This is a genomic window from Neobacillus drentensis (assembly GCF_036965425.1).
Taxonomy (GTDB): Bacteria; Bacillota; Bacilli; order Bacillales; family Cytobacillaceae; genus Neobacillus; species Neobacillus drentensis_F.
The window spans coordinates 24,295-45,988 of record NZ_JBALPP010000029.1; the positions used below are offsets into that span (position 1 = coordinate 24,295).

23 protein-coding genes are annotated in these 21,694 nt (G+C 36.9%); 14 read left to right on the plus strand and 9 right to left on the minus strand.

The features are described from left to right. Positions 1 to 19 precede the first annotated feature (19 nt). On the minus strand, positions 20 to 799 hold the full coding sequence (locus tag V7161_RS07740) for a Cof-type HAD-IIB family hydrolase (protein ID WP_335443736.1): 780 nt from the start codon (positions 797 to 799) through the stop codon (positions 20 to 22). A gap of 153 nt (positions 800 to 952) precedes the next feature. Further along, entirely contained in the window at positions 953 to 1,273 is a 321-nt protein-coding gene (locus tag V7161_RS07745; RefSeq protein WP_335443738.1) for a hypothetical protein, read from the minus strand. 238 nt (positions 1,274 to 1,511) lie between these two features. Here V7161_RS07745 and V7161_RS07750 point away from each other — a divergent pair, with 238 nt between their 5' ends. Together V7161_RS07750 and V7161_RS07755 are read left to right on the plus strand one after the other, a co-directional pair. Continuing rightward, positions 1,512 to 2,243: a gamma-glutamyl-gamma-aminobutyrate hydrolase family protein gene (locus tag V7161_RS07750; protein WP_335443740.1), complete on the plus strand. Its 732-nt coding sequence runs from the start codon at positions 1,512 to 1,514 to the stop codon at positions 2,241 to 2,243. A gap of 210 nt (positions 2,244 to 2,453) precedes the next feature. Further along, positions 2,454 to 4,244, plus strand: a complete 1,791-nt coding sequence (locus tag V7161_RS07755; protein ID WP_335443743.1) for a S9 family peptidase — start codon at positions 2,454 to 2,456, stop codon at positions 4,242 to 4,244. A 59-nt stretch (positions 4,245 to 4,303) separates the two neighbouring features. Here the strand turns inward: V7161_RS07755 and V7161_RS07760 are convergent, their stop codons facing one another. Continuing rightward, the gene (locus tag V7161_RS07760) at positions 4,304 to 5,059 is read right to left on the minus strand and encodes a YoaK family protein (RefSeq protein ID WP_335443745.1); all 756 of its coding nucleotides are present in this window, start codon (positions 5,057 to 5,059) and stop codon (positions 4,304 to 4,306) included. 561 nt (positions 5,060 to 5,620) lie between these two features. On the opposite strand from V7161_RS07760, the gene V7161_RS07765 reads away from it, so the two are divergent. Beyond that, positions 5,621 to 6,844, plus strand: coding sequence for an MFS transporter (locus V7161_RS07765; RefSeq protein ID WP_335443747.1), 1,224 nt, complete (start codon positions 5,621 to 5,623; stop codon positions 6,842 to 6,844). A 299-nt stretch (positions 6,845 to 7,143) separates the two neighbouring features. Here the strand turns inward: V7161_RS07765 and V7161_RS07770 are convergent, their stop codons facing one another. After that, on the minus strand, positions 7,144 to 8,247 hold the full coding sequence (locus tag V7161_RS07770) for a hypothetical protein (protein WP_335443749.1): 1,104 nt from the start codon (positions 8,245 to 8,247) through the stop codon (positions 7,144 to 7,146). A 614-nt stretch (positions 8,248 to 8,861) separates the two neighbouring features. On the opposite strand from V7161_RS07770, the gene V7161_RS07775 reads away from it, so the two are divergent. From V7161_RS07775 to V7161_RS07800, 6 genes are all read left to right on the plus strand, one after another. After that, positions 8,862 to 9,554 (plus strand): Na-translocating system protein MpsC family protein, encoded by a 693-nt coding sequence (locus V7161_RS07775; RefSeq protein ID WP_223590718.1) that lies wholly within the window; start codon positions 8,862 to 8,864, stop codon positions 9,552 to 9,554. Positions 9,555 to 9,670: 116 nt separating this feature from the next. Beyond that, positions 9,671 to 11,518 (plus strand): PAS domain S-box protein, encoded by a 1,848-nt coding sequence (locus tag V7161_RS07780; RefSeq protein WP_335443752.1) that lies wholly within the window; start codon positions 9,671 to 9,673, stop codon positions 11,516 to 11,518. A 27-nt stretch (positions 11,519 to 11,545) separates the two neighbouring features. Beyond that, a complete protein-coding gene (locus V7161_RS07785) occupies positions 11,546 to 12,535 on the plus strand; it encodes a helix-turn-helix transcriptional regulator (protein WP_335443754.1) in 990 nt (329 codons plus the stop codon). 83 nt (positions 12,536 to 12,618) lie between these two features. Then, positions 12,619 to 13,284: a hypothetical protein gene (locus V7161_RS07790; protein WP_335443757.1), complete on the plus strand. Its 666-nt coding sequence runs from the start codon at positions 12,619 to 12,621 to the stop codon at positions 13,282 to 13,284. 88 nt (positions 13,285 to 13,372) lie between these two features. Further along, complete coding sequence (locus tag V7161_RS07795; RefSeq protein ID WP_289984861.1) at positions 13,373 to 13,675, plus strand: MTH1187 family thiamine-binding protein; 303 nt, start codon at positions 13,373 to 13,375, stop codon at positions 13,673 to 13,675. A 145-nt stretch (positions 13,676 to 13,820) separates the two neighbouring features. Next, entirely contained in the window at positions 13,821 to 14,309 is a 489-nt protein-coding gene (locus tag V7161_RS07800) for a GNAT family N-acetyltransferase (RefSeq protein WP_335443759.1), read from the plus strand. Positions 14,310 to 14,413: 104 nt separating this feature from the next. On the opposite strand, the gene V7161_RS07805 is transcribed toward V7161_RS07800, so the two are convergent. Both V7161_RS07805 and V7161_RS07810 read right to left on the minus strand, forming a co-directional pair. Beyond that, positions 14,414 to 14,659 carry an ABC transporter gene (locus V7161_RS07805; RefSeq protein ID WP_335443762.1) on the minus strand — a complete coding sequence of 82 codons (246 nt, stop codon included), beginning with the start codon at positions 14,657 to 14,659 and terminating at the stop codon, positions 14,414 to 14,416. Positions 14,660 to 14,970: 311 nt separating this feature from the next. Continuing rightward, entirely contained in the window at positions 14,971 to 15,177 is a 207-nt protein-coding gene (locus tag V7161_RS07810) for a hypothetical protein (protein WP_223590704.1), read from the minus strand. A gap of 175 nt (positions 15,178 to 15,352) precedes the next feature. Here V7161_RS07810 and V7161_RS07815 point away from each other — a divergent pair, with 175 nt between their 5' ends. From V7161_RS07815 to V7161_RS07830, 4 genes are all read left to right on the plus strand, one after another. Continuing rightward, the gene (locus V7161_RS07815) at positions 15,353 to 16,333 is read left to right on the plus strand and encodes a ribose-phosphate diphosphokinase (protein ID WP_335443765.1); all 981 of its coding nucleotides are present in this window, start codon (positions 15,353 to 15,355) and stop codon (positions 16,331 to 16,333) included. A gap of 159 nt (positions 16,334 to 16,492) precedes the next feature. Continuing rightward, positions 16,493 to 17,221 carry a YwaF family protein gene (locus tag V7161_RS07820; RefSeq protein ID WP_335443768.1) on the plus strand — a complete coding sequence of 243 codons (729 nt, stop codon included), beginning with the start codon at positions 16,493 to 16,495 and terminating at the stop codon, positions 17,219 to 17,221. A gap of 202 nt (positions 17,222 to 17,423) precedes the next feature. Then, complete coding sequence (locus V7161_RS07825; RefSeq protein ID WP_335443781.1) at positions 17,424 to 17,855, plus strand: SRPBCC family protein; 432 nt, start codon at positions 17,424 to 17,426, stop codon at positions 17,853 to 17,855. A 117-nt stretch (positions 17,856 to 17,972) separates the two neighbouring features. Continuing rightward, positions 17,973 to 18,497, plus strand: a complete 525-nt coding sequence (locus V7161_RS07830; RefSeq protein WP_335443771.1) for a cupin domain-containing protein — start codon at positions 17,973 to 17,975, stop codon at positions 18,495 to 18,497. 170 nt (positions 18,498 to 18,667) lie between these two features. Here V7161_RS07830 and V7161_RS07835 read toward each other — a convergent pair whose 3' ends face one another. Further along, positions 18,668 to 18,934 (minus strand): hypothetical protein, encoded by a 267-nt coding sequence (locus V7161_RS07835; RefSeq protein WP_335443773.1) that lies wholly within the window; start codon positions 18,932 to 18,934, stop codon positions 18,668 to 18,670. 352 nt (positions 18,935 to 19,286) lie between these two features. Beyond that, positions 19,287 to 19,433, minus strand: a complete 147-nt coding sequence (locus V7161_RS07840) for a hypothetical protein (protein WP_335443776.1) — start codon at positions 19,431 to 19,433, stop codon at positions 19,287 to 19,289. A 137-nt stretch (positions 19,434 to 19,570) separates the two neighbouring features. Here V7161_RS07840 and V7161_RS07845 point away from each other — a divergent pair, with 137 nt between their 5' ends. After that, the gene (locus V7161_RS07845) at positions 19,571 to 20,503 is read left to right on the plus strand and encodes a ketopantoate reductase family protein (protein WP_335443778.1); all 933 of its coding nucleotides are present in this window, start codon (positions 19,571 to 19,573) and stop codon (positions 20,501 to 20,503) included. A gap of 54 nt (positions 20,504 to 20,557) precedes the next feature. Here V7161_RS07845 and serC read toward each other — a convergent pair whose 3' ends face one another. Then, on the minus strand, positions 20,558 to 21,655 hold the full coding sequence (gene serC / locus V7161_RS07850; protein WP_335443783.1) for a 3-phosphoserine/phosphohydroxythreonine transaminase: 1,098 nt from the start codon (positions 21,653 to 21,655) through the stop codon (positions 20,558 to 20,560). Positions 21,656 to 21,694 lie beyond the last annotated feature (39 nt).

The following is a 21,694-nucleotide window of genomic DNA, read 5'->3' on the forward strand; positions in this document are numbered from 1 at the left end:
ACCTTTAATAAACCATCGATTAAATTAATCCAAGCCGTTCCAATCCGTAGCGGACTCCGTCTTCCTCGGAGGAAAGGGTTACCATATTGGCGGCTTGTTTTACTTCATCACGGGCATTCCCCATCGCGACACCCATTCCTACTAGGGAAAGCATTTCAATATCGTTTAAACCGTCCCCAAACGCAACCGCTTCGTCAGGTGCAATGCCGATTCTTTCTAACAGTTTAGTAATGCCCACTGCTTTGTTGGAATTGGTCAAATTCACATCACACGTCCTTGCCCCTGAACTCCATCTTCTGAAATCCAATTCCGGAATCTTGGTTTGATAGGATAACTCTTCTTCAAGGTCACAATGAAGGAACAACTGATAAATATCCTGATTCATCCAAAATTGTGGCGGCGCAAGTTCCGGCACCCAAGAATCATTCATGTACGCCTCCTTGACGAAAGGATGACTTAAATCCGTAACTTTGAAGCTCTTTCCTGCTAAAAATGTAAGGGCATGTTGATTATCATTTGACAACAGATGCACTTTATTTAATACCTGCTTCTCAATCGTGTTCTTGAATAATTCTTTTCCCTCATGAAAAACATACGAACCATTAAAAAAGATCATTGAGTCAACACCGGTCTCCTCCATAATCGATTCAGAAAAATAAGGGGCTCTTCCCGTAGCAATGACCACTTTCATATTTTTCTCCTTTAACCGCTGGATCGCATCCTTAGTGGCATTGCTAAGAGTTTTTCCATGTGGCAGGATCGTTCCGTCTATATCAAAGATGACAACTTTATAGTTCAAAAAATCACACTCCTAGGATGCTGAGTTTTACCTTGTTAAGCAAAATTACCTTTAGCACATTATAACATGTTTAATTTAAAAAGATTATCAATGGTATACCCATTATAGACAAAAAAAAGGTTGTTAGACCAGCCTAACAACCCTTTTTTATAACTAAATAAACATGGTCCCTGCGACCATAAAGCTTATCATAGATCCTAAGATTAAACCAGCAGCTGCAAAACACATTAAAATGACACCGTGGACTTTATTTCTTTCGAAATAGGTTAATAAACCCATGCAAAATGCTAAGGCTCCGAACAGAAGTGGGATAAAGACAAGGGAAATGAAGAAAAACATCCAGCCAACAAGAGGATAATAAATTCCCACCTTTTTGTTTGAAGAATGCTCCTCATTTATTAGGGTTAGTTTTCCGCAATTTTGACAAATATTAGTACCTGCAACTTCGAAAGGTCCGCCTTGAGAATTATTCATTTAATCAACTCCATTCATCATTTTTATTTTCCTACAATGAAAGTCAAAATGGGAGATTTTCTAGGGGTATTAAACGGCATGTTGAGGAGACAACGGAGTAAATTTTAGATTGACTATTCTAAAAATACTGAAAATTTAATTTTAGATTTCCATAATTTCNNTAGTATCGAGCTTTATAATGGTAAAATAATAAAAGATTAATAGAGTTTAGGTCAGGAACATATTAGGGGGAATTACGTTGAAAAAGAAGCCAATTATAGGCATTACTGGTGCCTATGTGAACCATAACGATTACATGGAAGGTGTATATGTCCACCATGATTATCATAAAAGTGTTGCCGCCAATGGCGGAATTCCAATTATCCTGCCATTTCTTAATCCTGAAATAGCTCTAGAAACAATTGGATTATGTGACGGTATTATCCTAAGTGGGGGAGAGGACGTTGATCCACAATTTTATGGTCAAGATCCCCATCCAGAATTAGGACCAACCATTCCGGAGCGGGATTTAGCTGAGATGGCCATTGTGCAGTATGCAATCAAGAATAATGTTCCAATCCTTGCGATTTGCAGAGGGGTGCAAATATTAAATGTGGCTCTTGGCGGTACATTAATTCAAGATATACCGAGTCAAGTTAATAAACCAATCCAGCACACGCAGAAAATAGACCGAAGCCGTGATACTCATTGGGTGACCATCTCAAAAGATAGTAAGCTATTTGAGGTTTTGGATTCCGAGATTGTCAGGGTCAATAGCCTTCATCATCAGGCAATTGATAAGGTGGCCAGTGATTTAAGCGTAGTTGCTCGGTCAGCAGATGGTATCGTTGAAGCCGTTGAGTATATTCATTCACCAACATTTACAATGGGTGTTCAGTGGCATCCAGAATCAATGGCAAGTACAAGCCCTGCGATGAACAATTTGTTTGTTGAATTTATTAGAAGCTGTATGAAGGTTCTGGCATTGTGAATGAATGTTTCTATGGGACATTATGATTTAGCATAATTTTAATAGTATTAAAGCCGGAGGCATAGTGCTTCTGGCTTTTTTTATGAGTTGTACCTGGTTATCAACAAATAAGATTATAAGAAAAATTTTGTATTTTTTTATATATAAACACTTTAAAAGGGCCGTTTTCATAACTTACATGAGAGTAAAAAATTAAATAGGGGGAGGATTATGTCTGTCATTGGGATAGAACCATACATGTATGTTCGCTCAGCTAAATATCCCGAGTACGATCCGACTTGTCACAAACTAAGCTTTATAGCCGACTATACGGGTATCCCGCAAGTATGGGAAATCAATCTAGGGGATGAGTGGCCAGTCCAAACTTCCTATACCAGAGAAAGAATCACATTTGTTAGTTATGTAACAGGCACCTCAAATAAAATCATTGGAATGGATACGGGTGGAAATGAGAAGCAGCAATTGTATTTACTTGGGAGCGATGGAAAACTAAAGGAGCTCACAAAATCTCCCGATCATATTCACCGTTTTGGCGGTACCTCACCTGACAGTAAATGGATAGCATGGTCAAGTAATCGCCAAAATCCTGCCTTTTTCGACATCTATATTCAAAATCTAGAAACATTGGAGATTCGGCTAATATTGGCTGGAGAAGGGATATTTTCTGTTGTTAAATGGTCACCGGACGGTAAATCACTATTGGTCCAGAAGATAAATTCCCCGTTAGATAATGATTTGGGAATACTCGACCTATCAACCGGGGTTACAAATTGGTTAACCGAACATAAGGGTGAAGCGAGCTTTAAAGATGCTCACTTTAATAAAGATGGTGATCATCTTTATGTATTATCAAATAAAGACAGAGAATTCTATGGGCTTGGGCTCATAAATATAAAAACCAAACATTTCGTGTGGCTTGAACGGGGGCGATGGGATTTTGAGGGATTATCTTTGAATAAAGATAAAAATATGGCAGCCTATACAATAAACCAGGCAGGTATATCCAAAGGGGTCCTCTTAGACATTAACCGAAGTTACCTTTATACGTGGGAAACGCCAATGGGGGTTATATCCAATCTAAAATTTTCTCCAGATAGCCAAAAATTAGCCTATACCTTTAAGGGCCCGGCCTATCCTTCTGATATTTGGGAACTTGACGTAAATACCATAAAAGCGGAAAGGCTTACCTATGTTTCTCGTTCACCAGTACTGGATAAAAAATTAGTAGAGCCGGAACACATATCCTTCCGTTCATTTGATGGCCTGGAAATTCCAGCTTTTTATTATTTGCCGCAAAAAAAAGAAGAAAAATATCCAATTGTCATTTATCTTCATGGCGGGCCCGAAAGCCAATCGCGCGCAGTCTATAACCCAGTCCTGCAATATTTCCTAAACCAAGGATATGCTGTATGTACACCTAATGTTAGGGGGAGTACGGGATATGGAAAAACCTTCACCCATTTGGATGATGTCCAAAATAGAATGGACGCGGTTAAGGATTTAATTTTTTTAGTGGAATGGCTGAAGGTGAATCGAAATATCGATCCTAAAAAAATCGGGATCATGGGGGGGAGTTATGGGGGCTTTCTCGTTCTTGCGGCCATTAGTCACTATCCCGAGATTTGGACGGCTGGGATTGACATTGTCGGAATGTCTAGTCTAAGAACTTTCCTTCAAACGACAAGTCCTTGGCGTAAAAAGCATAGGGAATTTGAATACGGAACCATAGAAAGAGACGGAGAATTTTTTGATAAAATTGATCCCTTGCATCATTCAGAACGAATTTCCTCTCCGCTATTGGTGATACACGGAGAATCGGATCCCCGTGTCCACATCAAAGAATCTGAACAAATCGTAACGAAACTAAAGGATAAACAGCACCCTGTGGATTTTATCCGCTTTGAAGATGAAGGCCACTCGATCGAAAAACAAAAAAATAAAACTACTGCCTATAAGGCGATGGTAACGTTTTTTGATCGATACCTTGGGGAAGGCTCCTAAAAAGAATAGCGGTTCCTTTATAATAGGTTAAAAGGAAACCGCTATTTTATTTAAAAAAATCATCCCTTGTTCAGTAAGGTTTTAGGATTGGCGTTTAAAATAAGCATGGCACAAATGAGGATGGCTGAGACAATCCATATCGCTTTAATTCCAAACAGGAGAGTGGAAATAGCACCAATAAAGGCGCCACCCAGAAAAGAAATAATGATAATCGTGAAGTCAATAAATTGAATGACATTTTGCCGGTCTTGCAATACAAGTGCCGTGTAGGCTGCTTCTGCTGCTGTCCGTAAATTCCCTGTGACCATGGCTGAATTAAATTGCCATTTCACCAATGTCCGAAAAGATGAAATCTGTACGGATGAGACGAAGGCAATCGTAACAGTTACAATCATATCTGGAAATTGTGGCGGCCAGGTTCCAACTATGACTAGGACAAGGCCTTCTAAAAAGAGAACGGAGCGGGCCGGATAGGGGAAAATTCTCGTGATTTGCGGATGCTTTAGTCCCTCGGCCACAATTACCCCTATAACAAATGCGACAATCGGGGGAAGATGCTTCAACCCCTGTTTCCAATGCCCTTGAGCTATTTCCACACCCAACAATACAATGTTCCCTGTTTGGGAAGTGGCAAAAACACCGTCCCTGCTGACATAGGTGTAAGCATCCAAAAAACCTCCCACTAAAGCGAGTAATATGCCTAAACCAATGGATTCTGGGGTGATTCGTGGAATCTTTGACATACTTATATTTACATACTTTCTCAAATAGGATAGTGCAATATTCTGTGACATGCTTTCTTGCGTCTTCTCCATAGAACATCTCCAAAACATATTAAATGTTTTTTAACAAATTTCCATAATTTAAGCTTCCCCTTTGCAACTATATTTTTACGTAAATTTTTAGTTTATATTTTCTAACTCAGATGAATGAACCAATTCAATATTATAAAAACTTCCAATTTCCTTTATTTCACAGTATCCAGAAGTGTACTTATATAGAATTATATATTTCTTTCCATTATAAAAAACATGAGCATTGTTCTCCATGTAAACTCCACCTTTCATCCACATTCTACTTTGCTTATCCATTGCAATATATGATGACCATTAAAATTTTATGTAAATTTTTTTGTCTTAATATCGAAAAAAGAAAATTAATGGCGTTTTTATTGTCAAATTGGTTATTATCATGTTAGTATTAGAAAAAATAAATTCCCTTTAACTTGGTCCAGAGAGGCCAAAAAGGCGAAAGTTAACATCGTATATGATTTTTGATATATGATACCCTTTTGTCTTTTTGGACGGAAGGGTATTTTATTTTGCAAAAGTATCTTTTAATCATAGTCCAGAGAGGCTTGGAAGGAGAATGCAAAAGTGAATTATCAGAAAAAAACAGTCGTTGCATCAGTAGCAGGTTTAACCCTTGAAGGAATGGATATTATGTTTATATCCTTCGCTATGTCGATGATTATTGGTCAATTTCATATTGGCATGGCAACTGGCGGACTTATTTCTTCTATTACAAATATAGGAATGCTTTTTGGAGGAATGATTTTCGGAATCCTTGCCGATAAGTTTGGTAGAGTAAAAGTTTTTACTTATACAATAATTTTGTTTGCCATTGGAACGGCCCTAACCGGTTTGGCGACCAATATTGAACAAATATACATTTTTAGGTTTATTGCTGGCTTAGGTGCCGGAGGGGAATACGGAATCGGCATGACTCTTGTCGCAGAAGCGTGGCCAAAGAATAAGCAAGGGCGTGCCTCATCATATGTCAGTGTCGGTGCTCAATTTGGTGTCATCCTTGCTGCTCTATTAAGCGCAATTATTCTTCCTGCGTGGGGATGGAGAGGATTGTTTTTCATTGGAGTAATTCCAGTTATCTTTGCCTTTATCGTGCGTAAGAATTTAGATGAATCGCCTGAGTGGCTGCAATCCAAAAAAGTGAAAAAGAACATTGATAAGCAAGGAAAGTTGAAGCAATTATTTGCGAATCGAAAAACTGCAGCAACCACCATTGCACTAGCCATCATGGCGACAGTGCAAATTGCCGGCTATAATGGTTTGATGATCTGGCTGCCATCCATGCTGCAACAATCACAAGGATTATCAGTTTCCGGTTCGGCGCTATGGACCATCAGCACGGCAGTTGGAATGATTGTGGGTATGTTAACCTTTGGACAATTTATGGATCGTCTAGGTATGAAGCGGACTTATGGAATCTTCCTACTGGCGTCAGCAGTAGCAGTGTTTTTCTATTCGTATGCGTCCGGCAGTACAGGAGTATTAATTGGCGGTGCCATCGTCGGATTTTTCTCAAATGGAATGTTTGCAGGATATGGGGCCTTAATCAGTTATTATTATCCAATTGAAATTCGCAGCACAGCCACGAACACAATTTTTAACTTTGGACGAGCACTTGGAGGATTATCTCCCATTTTAGTTGGATTCATTTTAGAGCATGCGAATGTAACCACAGCCATGAGCTATCTTGCCGTTCTTTATTGTATCTCATTTATGGCAATGTTAAGTTTGAAAAAAGGTCAATCTGAACGAAAGTCGAAAACAGTAAATGAGCTTTCCGAAGCTGTATAATTCTATTTAAGCCATTACCTTTCTCAGGTAATGGTTTTTTTATAGAATGATCTAAGTCAATAATCAGTGAATTTCCAATTAATATCCAGTGAAAGTTGAAAGTTTAATAAAATAGGTAGTAAGTGCCCGAAAATACGTCGTAAGCACTAGAAAATGTGTAATAGGTATTCGAGAAAGCAGTGTATTTCCAATTAATATCCAGTAAAAGTCGAAAGTTTAATAAAATAGGTAGTAAGTAACCGAAAATATGTGGTAAGTGCTAAAAAATGTGTAATAAGTATGAAAAAAACCTCCCCATATCAAAATGGGGAGGTTACTTCATTTTCTTTTCCAATTTCTCTAGAAGATTTCTTATAAGTTAATATGACATCACGAAAACTCAGTATTAGTTCAAACATTAAAAGAACCATAACGACCCAGATTCCTAAGTTTAAGATCGTGTTAATCACAAAAGATCCGATAAATAAATGGGTATGGATGAGGGCAGTAAATGTATAAAACATCGCAAAGGTAAAAACCCTACTCCATTGGGTTACATCGTAAATAAATATCCCATTTTTAAACCCATAGTATTTAACCCGTCTAAAAAGCCTATAGACTTCAATGGACTCAACGGTTATGAAAATTATTAAGGCGGCTCTCCAAATCCACCTTATGGTTTCAATATTGATGATGCCTGTGACTAAACAGGCAATACCGGAAATGGATAAAGCACCATGAAGGATGCAGTTGGTATTGTTCCAATCCAATTCAATCGACCAAGCACTTTTTACGTATCTATATATAATAAAGAAAACACAAACAAGATAAAAACTAAACCCAATAATTAATAAAGATAGATTAAAGATGACCGGAAATCCTTTGAAAACCGTATTCAATAACAGGACAATCGATTGTGTGCTTACAGTTGTTAAAAGAAGAATTCCGTGTACACTCCTATAGGATTTGGTTTGTGAAATTTCAATAATAGTTTTTACACTTACCCATAGATAAATGCCCCACAAGACGATATTAATATAAGCAATCATTTCGGAAATAAATCCCCAGTGGAAAAATTGTTTATAAAACAGGATGCCGCTTATCGATGTACCCGCAACCCAAGTACCAATCCCAAAACGGTTGATCCGGTTGGAATAATGAATATCTTTAAATCTACCATCTAGCAGGGCAATGACGAAAGATAAAATGAAGGCAAACCATAAAGAAAGGTTTATGATGGTTAACATTTTCCCAAAAATATGCTGGAAAAACTGGGTCCCAAAGTAGTTTAATAGAACTCCTTGAGTAACAATCCCTATCGCCATCACAATGGCCATTGTTGAAGTTCGGATATAGATTTTTTTAAAAGTGAAAAACAAAATGATGCAAACAAAAAGAAAAATCAATATGGATAAATAAAGCATAGTTATCACCGTGGTTTTATTAGATATTAATCTATTATAACATCATTATTCTTAATGGGCGAAACTACAATATAGATGTCTTCCTTCGGTAAATTTTTTTATATATGTCAGTGTTTCCAACGCATGTAAGCGCATACATTTATAGTGAGCACTTGGAGGTGATACAGTTGATTCATATTTATGGAAAAGATTATATAAAGTATTTAAACGATGAAAGTTGTGGCCGAATCACTTATGATCAATGGAAAAATAAAAACGGAAACCAGGAATCTGATAAGTGTCATTACTGTGGTAAGAGTAAAAACCACTTTCAGCCATGTCCAAAATGCAAATTTTAAGCGGCTCAAGGCTTTTTTGGGAATAAATTCTCCAATTTAGAAACATAATAATTGTACTTCCTCCTTATTTTATTGAAAGTACTGATTGAAGTAGTTGCAGACTGCTTCTTTTTTTTGACAAAATTCCAATTTTAGAGTAGTACTTAGGTATTAGACAAAGGTTACTAATTGCAAGTAAGGAATAGGAAATATATTGAAAAATTTAATGGGAAAACTTAGAATATAAATTGGGATAAAAGAAATAACGCTTTTATCTTAAATAAAAGGATGATTTTTTTGGAAAACAAACAAGTACAAATGGAGCTTGCCAGTTATATTGGCCGGACACTGCGTGAAAATTTTGGAAAAGGACCTGAATCGGTGTTTGTTTCCTATAATCAGTCCATTATGTCTGTTTATTTACGAAACTTTATCACTCCGTCTGAAGTTGTCCTATTAGGGCAAGATCAAGAGTCCATTGTTCAAAAAACGAGGGATATGTTAATGCAAAACCTAATTCCCGAGTTTAAGGCTTATATTAAAATATTAACAGGCATGGAAATTAAAGAATTTTACTATGATTGGAGCCTTCAAAATAAAAGCGGCGTCTTCGTTGGCATTAGTTCTTCTTCTTCGGAAACGAATGAAATAAAGAGCGATGATTTCGAAGGAAGAGAAAATCTTCACAAGGAAATCAAAAGAATTAGTATTCAAGCTCAAAAGGATCCTGAAGAAGTGTTGTCCTTTCGATTAAATCAAAGAACTTTAGTCGTGATTAGAAAAGGAATTCTCGTTTCCATCGAAAGGGAATTAATTCGATTGGGAGGTTCCGAAACATTAAAATTGGCTAAACGCAATCTCGAAAAGAGATTATTACATAATAGCAATAATTTTGAAGCGATTCTCAATACAAAAGTAATTGATATCTTTGTGGATTGGGATTTCAGCCTTGATAAGAGTGCCATTGTGCTTGTCTTGTCAGCAACTTAATAGCGGCGGTAGTGGGTTAGACAATTTGATTGAGCTAAACACAAGCCAGGATGAGTTACAACCTCATCTTGGCTTTTTTTATATATAAATTTGGGGAAAGGAACTGATAGAGAGAGATGAACAGTCCTATTGAAATTATTAAAGCGGAAAAGAGACAACTATTAATTGAGTATTTAAATGAAAATTTGAGTAGAAATGAAACGCTGTTTTATGGTAATAATGATGCCATTTTGGCTTTTGATTTAGATGGGAATGTCGTTCTAGTAAATCCAGCTTTTGAGAAGTTATCCGGATATAGTACTGAAGAATCCGTCCAAATGAAGCTTCAAATGTTCTTTCAAATTGAAAGTTTAGACGAAGTTTTTCATTATTTTCATAAAGCCAACTTGGGAGAAGTACAAAACTTTGATTGTAGAATGACCACAAAAGATGGGAAAATCATTGACTTGAATATTACGAATATTCCAATAGGAAAAAGGGATACCATTGTTGGAATATATGCGATTGCAAAGGATATTACACAAATAAAAAGGAAAAAGTCAGAGGTTAGAAATTTGGAAGAATTTCACCGTGTATTGACAGACAATGTATTAGATATGATAGTGAGCACAAGTTTGTTAGGGAAGGTTCTCTACGTTTCCCCTTCTTGTGAAAATATTCTAGGGTATACTTCTGGGGAATTAATTGGAAAACATTCTTCCATACTCCTTCATCAAGAAGATAAAGAGAAGGCGATTCTTGACCGTAAAGAAGTATTAAGCAGTCTTGAAAAGGGCAGAAATTCCTACCGCTTTCTAAAAAAAGATGGAAGTTCCGTTTGGATCGAATCCATTTGTAACCCGATCATTGACCCTGACACAAAAAATATTTTAGAAGTCGTTAGCGTCATTCGCGATATTACAGAAAGAATACAAGCAGAGGAAGCACTATGGAGCCGAAAAAAAGCTTTTCGTGATTTAGTTGAACATTCACCCGATGCCGTGATTATCGTCAAAGATGAAAAAATATTGTTTATTAATGAAACGGGTGTAGGTTTATTAGGTGCTTCAACACCTGAAGATTTCATTTCGAAATCTATTCTAGAATTGATTCATCCAGCAGACCATGAGAAAGTAAAAAAACAGATTGCCAGTGTTATTGTTGGAAACACAACAGAATTTAAACCGTTTAATATTATTCGTTTGGATGGATCCAGCATCGAAGGGGAGATCAAAGGTATTCCAACATTTTTTCAAAACCAGCCGGCACAGCATGTTATTATTCGCGATAATACAGAAAAGAAAAAGACTCAGGAACTCTTATTAAATTCAGAAAAACTGACAATAGCTGGTCAACTGGCTGCAGGAATTGCTCATGAAGTACGAAATCCACTCACTGCAATTAAAGGGTTTTTACAATTAATGGAGAACCAATTAGAGGAAAAAACGTATTTTGACATTATTCAATCGGAGATAGACCGGATTGAATTCATTCTAAGCGAGCTTTTGGTGCTGGCCAAACCGCAGGATTTAAAATTTGGAATAGAAAATATGCACTCCCTAATCGAAGATGTGAAAACATTAATTGATACCCAGGCGATTATTAATAATGTCCAAATCGAAATAGTAAATGAATGCAGGTATTTGATGATTCACTGTGATAAAAATCAGTTAAAACAGGTTTTTATCAATTTCTTAAAAAATGCAATTGAAGCGATGCCCGATGGAGGCATGGTTACTATTGAACTTAAACCACATAATGAAAATAATATTAAGATTTTATTTAAGGATACAGGGGTTGGCATTCCGCATCACATTCTAAAACGGATTGGAGAACCTTTTTACACAACAAAAGAAAACGGTACAGGCTTAGGCATTATGATATCCAAGCAAATAATCGAAAATCATAACGGCTGCGTCCATTTTTGGAGCGATGATAAAGGGACTATTATTGAAATGATTATTCCAATTAAACGGGACCAATAGGAAAATAATTTAATGGGAGGATTCCCCATGGCTGATGTTCCAAATACTACAAAGATACTGGCTCTTAAAAAAATCCTGTTAGAAGAGACAGACGAAGAACACAAATTATCAATGACGGATTTAATCGATAAACTGCAGCTTGCTATTACCGCTAATGATCCAATTGATAAAAAAAGAATTAAACGATATATCGAATCCTTAAATGAGAGCGGATTTGAAATTCTCCAGGAAGGGGAAAAGTACGGAAAAATTGTTTATAGTCATCAATCGAGGCTTTTCGAAACGTATGAGCTTAGAATGCTGACTGATGCGATACTTTCGGCCAGTTTTGTAACAGAGGAGCAGGCTAAAAATATGATTAGCAAACTAAGCCAGCTTACGAGTAAGCATATCGCCAAAACATTGCCGAGCCCGATCAAGTACAACAAATCCATGAATCATATTTATCATTTAACAAAGGTGTATATTGATAAAATCCATCAAGCCATTGATGAAAAAAGAGTGATTACATTTAAATATGGAAAGTTCAATATCGACCGATCTTTTGAGCTAAATCGGAATGGACAGGAGTATATTTACCACCCATATGGCCTCATATGGGATCAAGGTTTCTATTACATGATTGGCCAAAAGGAGAATAAGGTAGGCTTAAGTAATTATCGTGTCGATAAAATGAGAGATGTTGAAGTAACGGAACATCGCTTCAAAAGTAAGGACTATAATATCGACGAATACTTGCATATTAACTTTCATATGTTCTCCGGACAAGGGGAATGGGTGGAGATTGAGTTTAAAGATAAAAGCCTTATTAACCCCATTATCGATAAATTCGGGCTGGACGCGGATATTAAGAAGGTTGATGATGATACCTTTATTCTAAAAACCAAAGCCATTGTCGGAGAAGGCTTTTACAATTGGTTCCGCGGCTGGGGCAGCAAAGCAAAAATCCTATCTCCGCCGTCATTAGTAAAGCAGATGAAAGATGAAATTGAGAAAATGTATCAATTATATTCGTAAGGGTGCGCCATTTTTGGTGCACCCTTTTTTATATAATTCAGTTTGTAAGGCAATTTGATAAAAATATACGAGGGGGATTTACAGTGAAAAAGTATTTAAAGATAGCCGGTATAATCCTAGGCGCGTTTGTCTTAATCTTTATTGGAGCAGGAATAGGTTCAAGCGGAGCAGAGACAACGGTTCACGATAAAAAAATGGATATTACGGCATTGGATAAAGAAATTAGCAAGTTAAAGAAAGATGTCTCATCCTTAAAAAAAGATAGGGATGAGGCGCAAACCATCATCGATAAAAAGGATTCAGCACAAAAAGAACTGACAGAATCTGAAGCGAAACTAAAGGATATTAAAGGCACACTAGATAAAGAACTAGCTGACGGCCGTAAAGATATAGATGCCAAGCTTGCAGAAGCTAAAAAAGGACTATCAGATGCAGAGGCACAGCTTAAAGATACTCAAGCCAAATTAGCCTCCGCTACAGGCCAACTGCAAAAAGCAGAAGGGGCACCAAAGAAATTAGGTTCAGGACAATATGTTGTAGGAAAGGATATCCCGGCAGGCAGATATGTAGCACATGCATTAGGACGCGGCTCTAATTTCTTCGTTTATGACGGGGACAGCGGTTCTGCAAAAGTAAATACAATTCTTGGCAGTGCAGGAGGAATTGGAACTGGTGATTATACATTCTTCTGTGACGAGGGGGATATTATCGAAACTCACGAATCTGTCCAATTAACTACGGTTAAATAATGGTTGGTGCTGGAGTTCATGGACTACTAGTGGTAGGATATTTTTGAAAGCAGACAAAACAGTTATTTTCCGTAATGGAGGTTAAAGTGTGGCTATTATTGATATTACCGTGATTCCAGTTGGGACAGGGACACCAAGTGTTAGTGAGTATGTAGCTGAAATTCAAAGAGTTCTTCGTCAGTATGAGGGCAGAGTAAAGTATCAACTAACCCCGATGAGCACTTTGATAGAAGGAGATTTAAAATTATTACTTGAAGTAGTTCAGGAAATTCATGAAGTTCCATTTCAGAAAGGCTTGCAAAGAGTATGTACTAATATTCGAATTGATGATCGCCGCGACAAAGAAAATACAATGGAACGGAAGCTTCAGGCAGTACAAGCAAAATTATAAGCCCTATGAACCCAAAAGGGAGAAGAGGTTATTCTTTTTTAAAGAATGCCTCTTTTTTTGTTTTTATGGTGGAAAACACGTGATATTATGTATGAGAGGAAATTAATATATAAAACTATTAATTTATTTTGGAGGCATGTATTCAATGTTGCATATACGAAACGTAAAAATAGAGGATTTACCTGAAATTAATATCATTGAAAACCTGTGCTTTCCAAAAAAAGAGGCTGCCACAAAAGAAGCGTTTCAAAAGCGTATTCAAATCATACCGGATAGTTTCTTTGTTGCCGAAAAGGATGGTTTTATTGTAGGTTTTGTCAATGGTCCCGTTATCGAATCACCATTCATTACAGATGACTTATTCAATGAAATTCAGGCAAATCCCCCATCTGGCGGACATCAAAGTGTTTTAGGAATAGCAGTAACACCGCATTTTCAAACACGCGGCGTGGCAGCAGCGTTACTTGCGAAAATTGAAGAAGAAGCAAGAGCAAACAAACGTAAAACAATTACACTCACCTGCAAAGAAGATCTAATTGGCTTCTATGAGAAATATGGATATATCAACATGGGTGTATCGAGATCGGAACATGGTGGTGTAATCTGGTATAACATGGTTAAAAAATTAGAGTAAGCAAAAAAAAGCTGTTATGACAGCTTTTTTTATTTAAAGGAACAGTCTCTAAGAAGAGACTGTCAGCAACAAAAGGTTGAGCCCGGACTCTTGTTATTCAATAGTTATTTGCAACAGCGCCAGGCTTTTTTAAATATGCATAAACCAAAGAAAAGAAAAGCAAGGAATCCAATTAAGCCAATTAGGATGTTTAAAATATTTCCAAGTACTCCCCCAAGACCGATTAGTTCACATAAATGAGTAATGTACCCCAATAAGGCAAACAGCAGCCATACCACTCCTGTTAAAAATCCAAGGAAACATCCAAAAATGCAGTGACAATGACCATTACAATGACAATGATGACCCACGAAATTCACCCCCTGTCAATGGTTGTTCACCATTAGGATATGCATGGACTTTACAGCTTGTTTATAAAAAACTTGAAAAGAGGCTCAATAAAAGGCACTTGCTTTTGATACTGTGCCATTTTTGCAATTTCATCATATTATTATATTAAAATAAATGTGATTTTGTCATTTCATTACCAAATCAAATAAACGAAAAACGCTAAACTCAATTAAGGATTGAGTTTAGCGTTTTAATTTTGATATTTGTACGAGGATGCGTCAGGCTTAAAAAAGCGCATAACTTTAGAAAGTCCTCTATGAGGGCTTTCTTATCACTTTTCAATAACCTCAACAGACGAAATATGCGTTGGGTTTATGACGATTTTTTCTTCACCGTCCAAGTAAACAAGCGTATTATTCAAAATTCTTGATCCATTTGGGGATTCAGTATAAAAAGAAGCGGTAAAGTCATTTAATGAAAAATCCTTCTCGTTAATTACATATTCTTTTCCACTATCCATCACTACTTTTATTTTCAACTCTCCCCACTCCTCACAAAATGTTGTTACTTTTCAGAATTCTATAACAATATGTGAATATCCTCTTTGAAATTGAATAATTTTATTGTTTTCATAAATTAAAAAAATTGGCAGAGTTAAATGGTGTCGCTTAGGCCTTCATTCATGTAAAATAGAAAAATGGACAAGATTAAAAATGATAAATAACGAGCATGGAGGATTTAAGGTGTCTTATCAACTTAAACAGAGTTTTAAAATGTTTTCATTAAATTCAAATCGTGAATTGGCGAGTGAGATGGCTCAGCTTCTGAGTTGTGAGCTGGGGAGATGCTCCGTAAAACGATTTGCTGATGGAGAAATCCAAATAAGCATCGAGGAAAGTGTGCGAGGAAGTGACGTGTTTCTTGTACAATCCACTTCCGAGCCTAATAATGAGCATATTATGGAGCTTCTTATCATGATTGATGCCTTGAAGAGAGCTTCGGCCCGAACCATTAACGTTGTTATGCCATACTATAGCTATGCACGTCAGGATCGAAAAGCGAGATCGCGAGAGCCAATTACCGCGAAATTAATCGCCAATCTTTTAGAAACTGCCGGAGCGAACAGGGTTATTACCTTAGACTTTCATGCTGTGCAAACTCAAGGCTTTTTTGATATCCCGGTTGAACATCTAACGGGGATTCCTATCCTAACCGAGTATTTTGAGAAAAAAGAATTAGATGATATCGTCATTGTCGCTCCGCATAATGGCGGTGTAGTAAGAGCGAGAAAAATGGCTACGCTATTAAATGTTCCGCTTGCCTTAATTGATCGGAGACGGCCAGAACATGATGTGTCCGAAATCATGAATATTATTGGAAATATCGAGGGGAAAAATGCGATTATTATTGATGATTTAATTGACACAGCCGGAACCATTACCTCAGGTGCAAAGGCTTTGAAGGAAAAGGGGGCAAAAGCGGTCTTTGCCTGCTGCACTCACCCTGTTTTCTCCGGTCCTGCAATTGAAAGAATAGAAAATTCACCTATCGAAGAATTAGTGGTAACAAATACGATTGAGCTTCCAGAGGCAAAGATGATTAGTAAAATTACTGCTTTATCTGTTGCGCCATTGCTGGTAGAAGCGATTGACCGTGTCCACAATGAAAAAGCAGTCACCCCTTTATTTGAATAAGTTATATAATGTTTTTAGGGCGGTTTCTTTTAGGTGACCGCTCTATTTTTTTTGAAATTTTATCCATTCCTTTCAACAAATAAAATCGTAACTTGATTTTTTGTTGGTGAATATAATGGAGGTAAACAGCCCTTATTGGCAGAATGAGGTGATGAAATCATGTTTTCTGTTACTGGAATGCAAGATTTCACGTTGTTTTCCTTGCCCCATATAGTTACATTAATCATCTTTTTTACTACATTTTTTGCTTTCGTGTATTACAGAAAAAAGCTTAAGCCATACCAAGCCATGATAAAATGGACAGTATTTGCGATGTTGCTATTTGGTGAGTTATCGATTCAATTGTATTTAATTTTAGTTCATGAATGGAAACTAGCAGATCTTCCATTACATGTTTGTTCGCTTAGTACCTTTTTGGCGCTGCTCTTATTTTTCAAAAGAAGACAAAAAACATTTAATTTGTTATTTTTTATCGGGTTGCTTCCACCAATATTAAGTATGATTTCACCAGATATTGTCCACCAATTTCCCCATTTCGAGTTTATAAGATATTTCCTTCGTCATTCAGCCATTCCTTTTGCCGTTATGTATTTTATTCTATTTGAGGGTTACAGAGTTCCTAGAAAAGCCATTTTATCAAGCTTTTTAACCATCAACCTAATCGCAGTACCTATATTTTTCTTGAATCAATTGCTTGGCACGAACTTTTTTTTCATTTCGAATCCATCGGAAACCGAAACAATCCTAACCTTTTTCGGCAGCGGGAATATGTATTATATTAATTTAGAAATTGCCGCATTTATGGTGTGTATTATCACTTATATTCCCATGGGCATTTTACTAAACAGGGAAAATAAGAATCTAAGAGTCGATGAAAAAATGAACTAAATGAAAATATCCCTTCTTCCGGGACGAAGGGATATTTTTATTTTGGTGTCAGGCACCGTTCATGGACAATTCTCCTCGAATGTCCGTGTGGGGTGGACATTAATTGTTTGCGGTTACAATGAATGGTTAGTATAATAGGTTTATGCAACTTGTGGTGGTAGCGAATGTGAATTTAAGGATATTCAGAGAGGCGGAAAATGAATTGGAAACAACGAATAATGCGAAAGTAACGGTAAAAGCAACGGTCCAGGCGTCTGTAGAGAAAGTGTGGGAATATTGGACAGAACCAGCACATATTACAAAATGGAACCAAGCCTCTGATGACTGGCATACGACACATGCTGAGAATGATTTAAGGGCTGGCGGGAAGTTCTCTTCCAGAATGGAAGCGAAAGATGGCAGCTTTGGATTTGATTTTGGCGGTACTTATGATGAGGTAAAATTAAATGAGAGTATTTCCTATACTCTAGGAGATGGGAGAAAGGTCAATATCACTTTTAAAGGTCAAGGCAACGAAACCGAAATCATTGAAACCTTTGATGCCGAAACCATGAATCCAATTGAAATGCAGCAGCAGGGCTGGCAAGCCATCTTAGATAATTTTAAAAAATATGCAGAACAAAGAAACGTGTAATCTACAAAAGCATTTAAAGGAGCTTGGTCATCCAAGCTCCTTTAAATATGATGTATCTGGTATAGTTTATTTTGGTGGATTTATTTTTTTGTACATAAAAAGGAAAGGAAGTTTGCGATGAAAATTCATGGAGTTGATTATTGGGTAACAAAGATGGGACTCGAACCTCATCCAGAAGGGGGTTTTTACAAACGTACTTATGAATCTGGGGAACAAGTTTCCGATCATGAATTAACCGTTCAATTCGAAGGGAAACGAAAGCTTTATACTAGCATTTATTTTCTTCTTACGTCTGAAAATGTGTCCCATTTTCATCGGTTGAAATCAGATGAATTGTGGTATTTTCATACCGGCAGTTCGTTGACCATCCACGTCATTCATGAAAATGGCGAATATAAAGAAATAAAATTGGGCTTGAATTTAGAAGAGGGAGAAGTCCTCCAAGCTTTGGTTCCTAAGAATTCAATCTTTGGCTCCTCAATAAAGGAAAATGATGCTTACTCATTGGTTGGCTGTATGGTTTCACCCGGCTTTGATTTTGTGGATTTTGAACTTTTTACACAAGAGGAACTTTTGGCAGAATATCCGCAGCATCAGGAAATCATCCAAAAGCTAGCCTACAAACAGATTCCCCAAATATGATTTGACAGAACAAAGTAACCATTGCCAGTTGGTAATAAAAAATGCCAAGCCTTTAACAATAATAAGGTTTGGCATTTTTTCATCATCGTTAAAGGATGTTATGTTAATTGGCATAGTGCGACTTAAATAGTTAGTGTAGGTGAAGCCGGGCAAACTTTAACTTAGATTCCTTAATGTAAGAGTGTATTTAAGATTTCATGGTGTTTTATGGAAATAAGGCCAAGTACCACTACTAAAATGCCAATGGTCCAAAATATCAAAGCAACTGTTCGAAAACTTGTAAGAAGAAAATCTGAAAAAACATTTGACAATGTCACTAATAAAGCTTCCCAGAATGTTTCTCCATTATCTTCTTCCATTCCCCAAAAAATCCATCCTAACAGAATAAAGAATAACCCAAAAGCGATGAGTATGAACGCTCCCGTCACAGTTATCACCCGCCTTTAACCTATTTTATTATTCCACAGCTCGTTCGTTGAATCATAAACAGGCTAAAAGTTAGGGGGATTTGTCAAAAAAAGGCAGAACCTAAAAGAAATGGAAAAGGAGTGAATATGAATTAAAACCAACGATTTCTTCTTGTCAGTGGTGCGATAAATTTTGTTATTTTAAAGGGGAATGCGTTAGAAACTTTTAGGCCGATTGATAGTGCATCCTTTTCAATAAGGCATCGCTGTATATCGCGATGTTCTTCATCAGAAGCGTTAAGAAGCAGTTCCGTATTGTACCATACATTCGATCGACAGTGAGCCATAATCATTGAGGAGAGTGATTCATCTTTGCGGCCCATTACATAATTTCCTTGGTCATTAATAAATACACACGATGAAAGACGACTCGGTGGTCACCACATTTTTGAAGAAAATCGAGTTCATCAGTCATTATATCAATTACTTGATTTATAGAATCAATCGGCTTATTACTTACTAATTCCATTTAATTTCCTCCCCAAAATACAAAAAAATTTCTACCTGTACCATTTCTATGATGGAAGGAAGAATTTCATTAAAACATAAGATTCTGATAATTATGTTACTATTAAACTAAGAAAAGTTAGAGGGGACTTAGTTTATATGGAGATTAATAAAGTATCGATTATTGGATTAGGTGCATTAGGGATATTATTTGGACATCATTTAGCCAAGAAGCTGCCTAAAGCAGATTTAAGAATTATTGCAGATAAAGAGAGGTTTAAGAGGTATGAAGCTGAAGGGGTCTATTGCAATGGAGAGCGCTGTGATTTCACTTATTTTACTCCTGAAGAAGTAACCGAGCCAGCCGATTTACTTATTTTTACTGTTAAAAATGATGGGTTAAATGATGCCATTCATGCCGTGAAGAATCATGTTGATGAGGGAACCATAATTTTATCGGCTTTAAATGGGATTACAAGTGAAGCTATAATTGGTGAAGCCTATGGGATGGATAAAATTTTGTATTGTGTGGCCCAAGGGATGGATGCCGTAAAGGTGGGCAATCAACTCACTTACGATCATATGGGAATGCTCTGCTTCGGAGAACGTGAACCAGATTTGAAATCTGAAAAGGTCAAGAGACTGGCTGCGTTTTTTGAAAAAACATGCTTCCCGTATGAGGTCGATACCAATATGGCTGTTAGACAATGGGGCAAGTTTATGTTAAATGTGGGCGTTAATCAAACAGTAGCTGTTCACGAAGGCAATTACGGGACGATTCAAAGAGAAGGGCAAGCAAGAGAGATGATGATTGCAGCAATGCAAGAGGTCATTGTTTTATCTGAAAAAGAAGGAATTCATTTAACTAAAGCTAATTTAGATTACTGGTTAAGCGTTTTAGCAACACTTAATCCTGATGGAAAACCATCCATGGCTCAAGACATTGAAGCCAGACGTCAAAGCGAAGTCGAATTGTTTTCAGGAACTGTATTAAAATTAGCGAGAAAATACGGACTATCTACTCCAGTAAATAAGGAATTGTATTACCGGATTAAATTAATGGAAAGGCAATTTGATAAGAATTTCATTTAACAGTAAACAGTATGACCCCATAGCAAAGCTGCTTATGGGGTCAGTTCATTTATTCTAATTATTTTCCTTTTGGAATTGTAACATAAACTCACTGAAAGCCTGGCACGCTTCAAATGGCACGGCATTGTAAGTCGATACACGGCATCCACCAATGGAGCGATGGCCGTTAACTCCGACAAATCCTTCTTGTTTTGCCTGAGCTAAGAAACGCTTTTCTAATTCTTCGGTTTTTAAATTAAATGTTATGTTCATGAGAGAACGGCTGTCTTTTTCAGCATGGCCAATATAAAAACCATCACTTAAGTCGATTGCATCATAAATTAGTTTCGCTTTTTTGTCATTCAGTTCAGAAATAGCCTTTAATCCGCCTAACTCCCGAGCCCAGTTAAGGACTTCTCCAAGCATGTAAATGCCAAAGGTTGGCGGTGTGTTATACATGGAATTGTTCTTTGCATGCGTGCTGTACTTTAACATGGTTGGGATGTTTGTGTTTGCTTGAGCAAGGAAATCTTTGCGAATAATCACGACGGTCACACCAGACGGGCCTAAATTTTTCTGTGCACCAGCATAAATAAGGGCAAACTTGCTGACATCGATTGGCTTAGAAAGAATATCACTCGACATGTCTGCGATTAATGGAACTTCTCCTGTTGATGGATATTCTTTCCATTGTGTGCCGTAAATAGTATTGTTAGATGTAATATGCAAATAAGCATCGTCATGTTTATACTGCAATTCATCAACCTTTGGAATGCTTCGGTAGTTGCCTTCTTTCGTTGAAGCTGCATGGTAAACTTCACCAAATAATTTGGCCTCTGTGAATGCTTTCTCAGACCATGATCCTGTCATGACATATGCGGCTTGTTTTTCTGCTGATAAAAAATTCATCGGAATCATTGAAAATTGAAGGCTTGCTCCTCCTTGTAGGAAAAGGACTTCATAATTGTCCGGAATCGACAATAACTCTCGTAAACTGTTGATTGCCTGATTATGTACCTCCTCATAAGGTTTGCTGCGGTGGCTGAGTTCCATTACAGACATTCCTGTTCCTCTAAAATCAATCAATTCATGTTGAGCTTTTTCTAAAACGGAAATTGGCAGAGCAGATGGACCTGCATTAAAATTATAAGTTCGATTAACTTGTAGTTTCATTTTTCTCACTCCAATTTTTAATTTACTTGAATATAACAT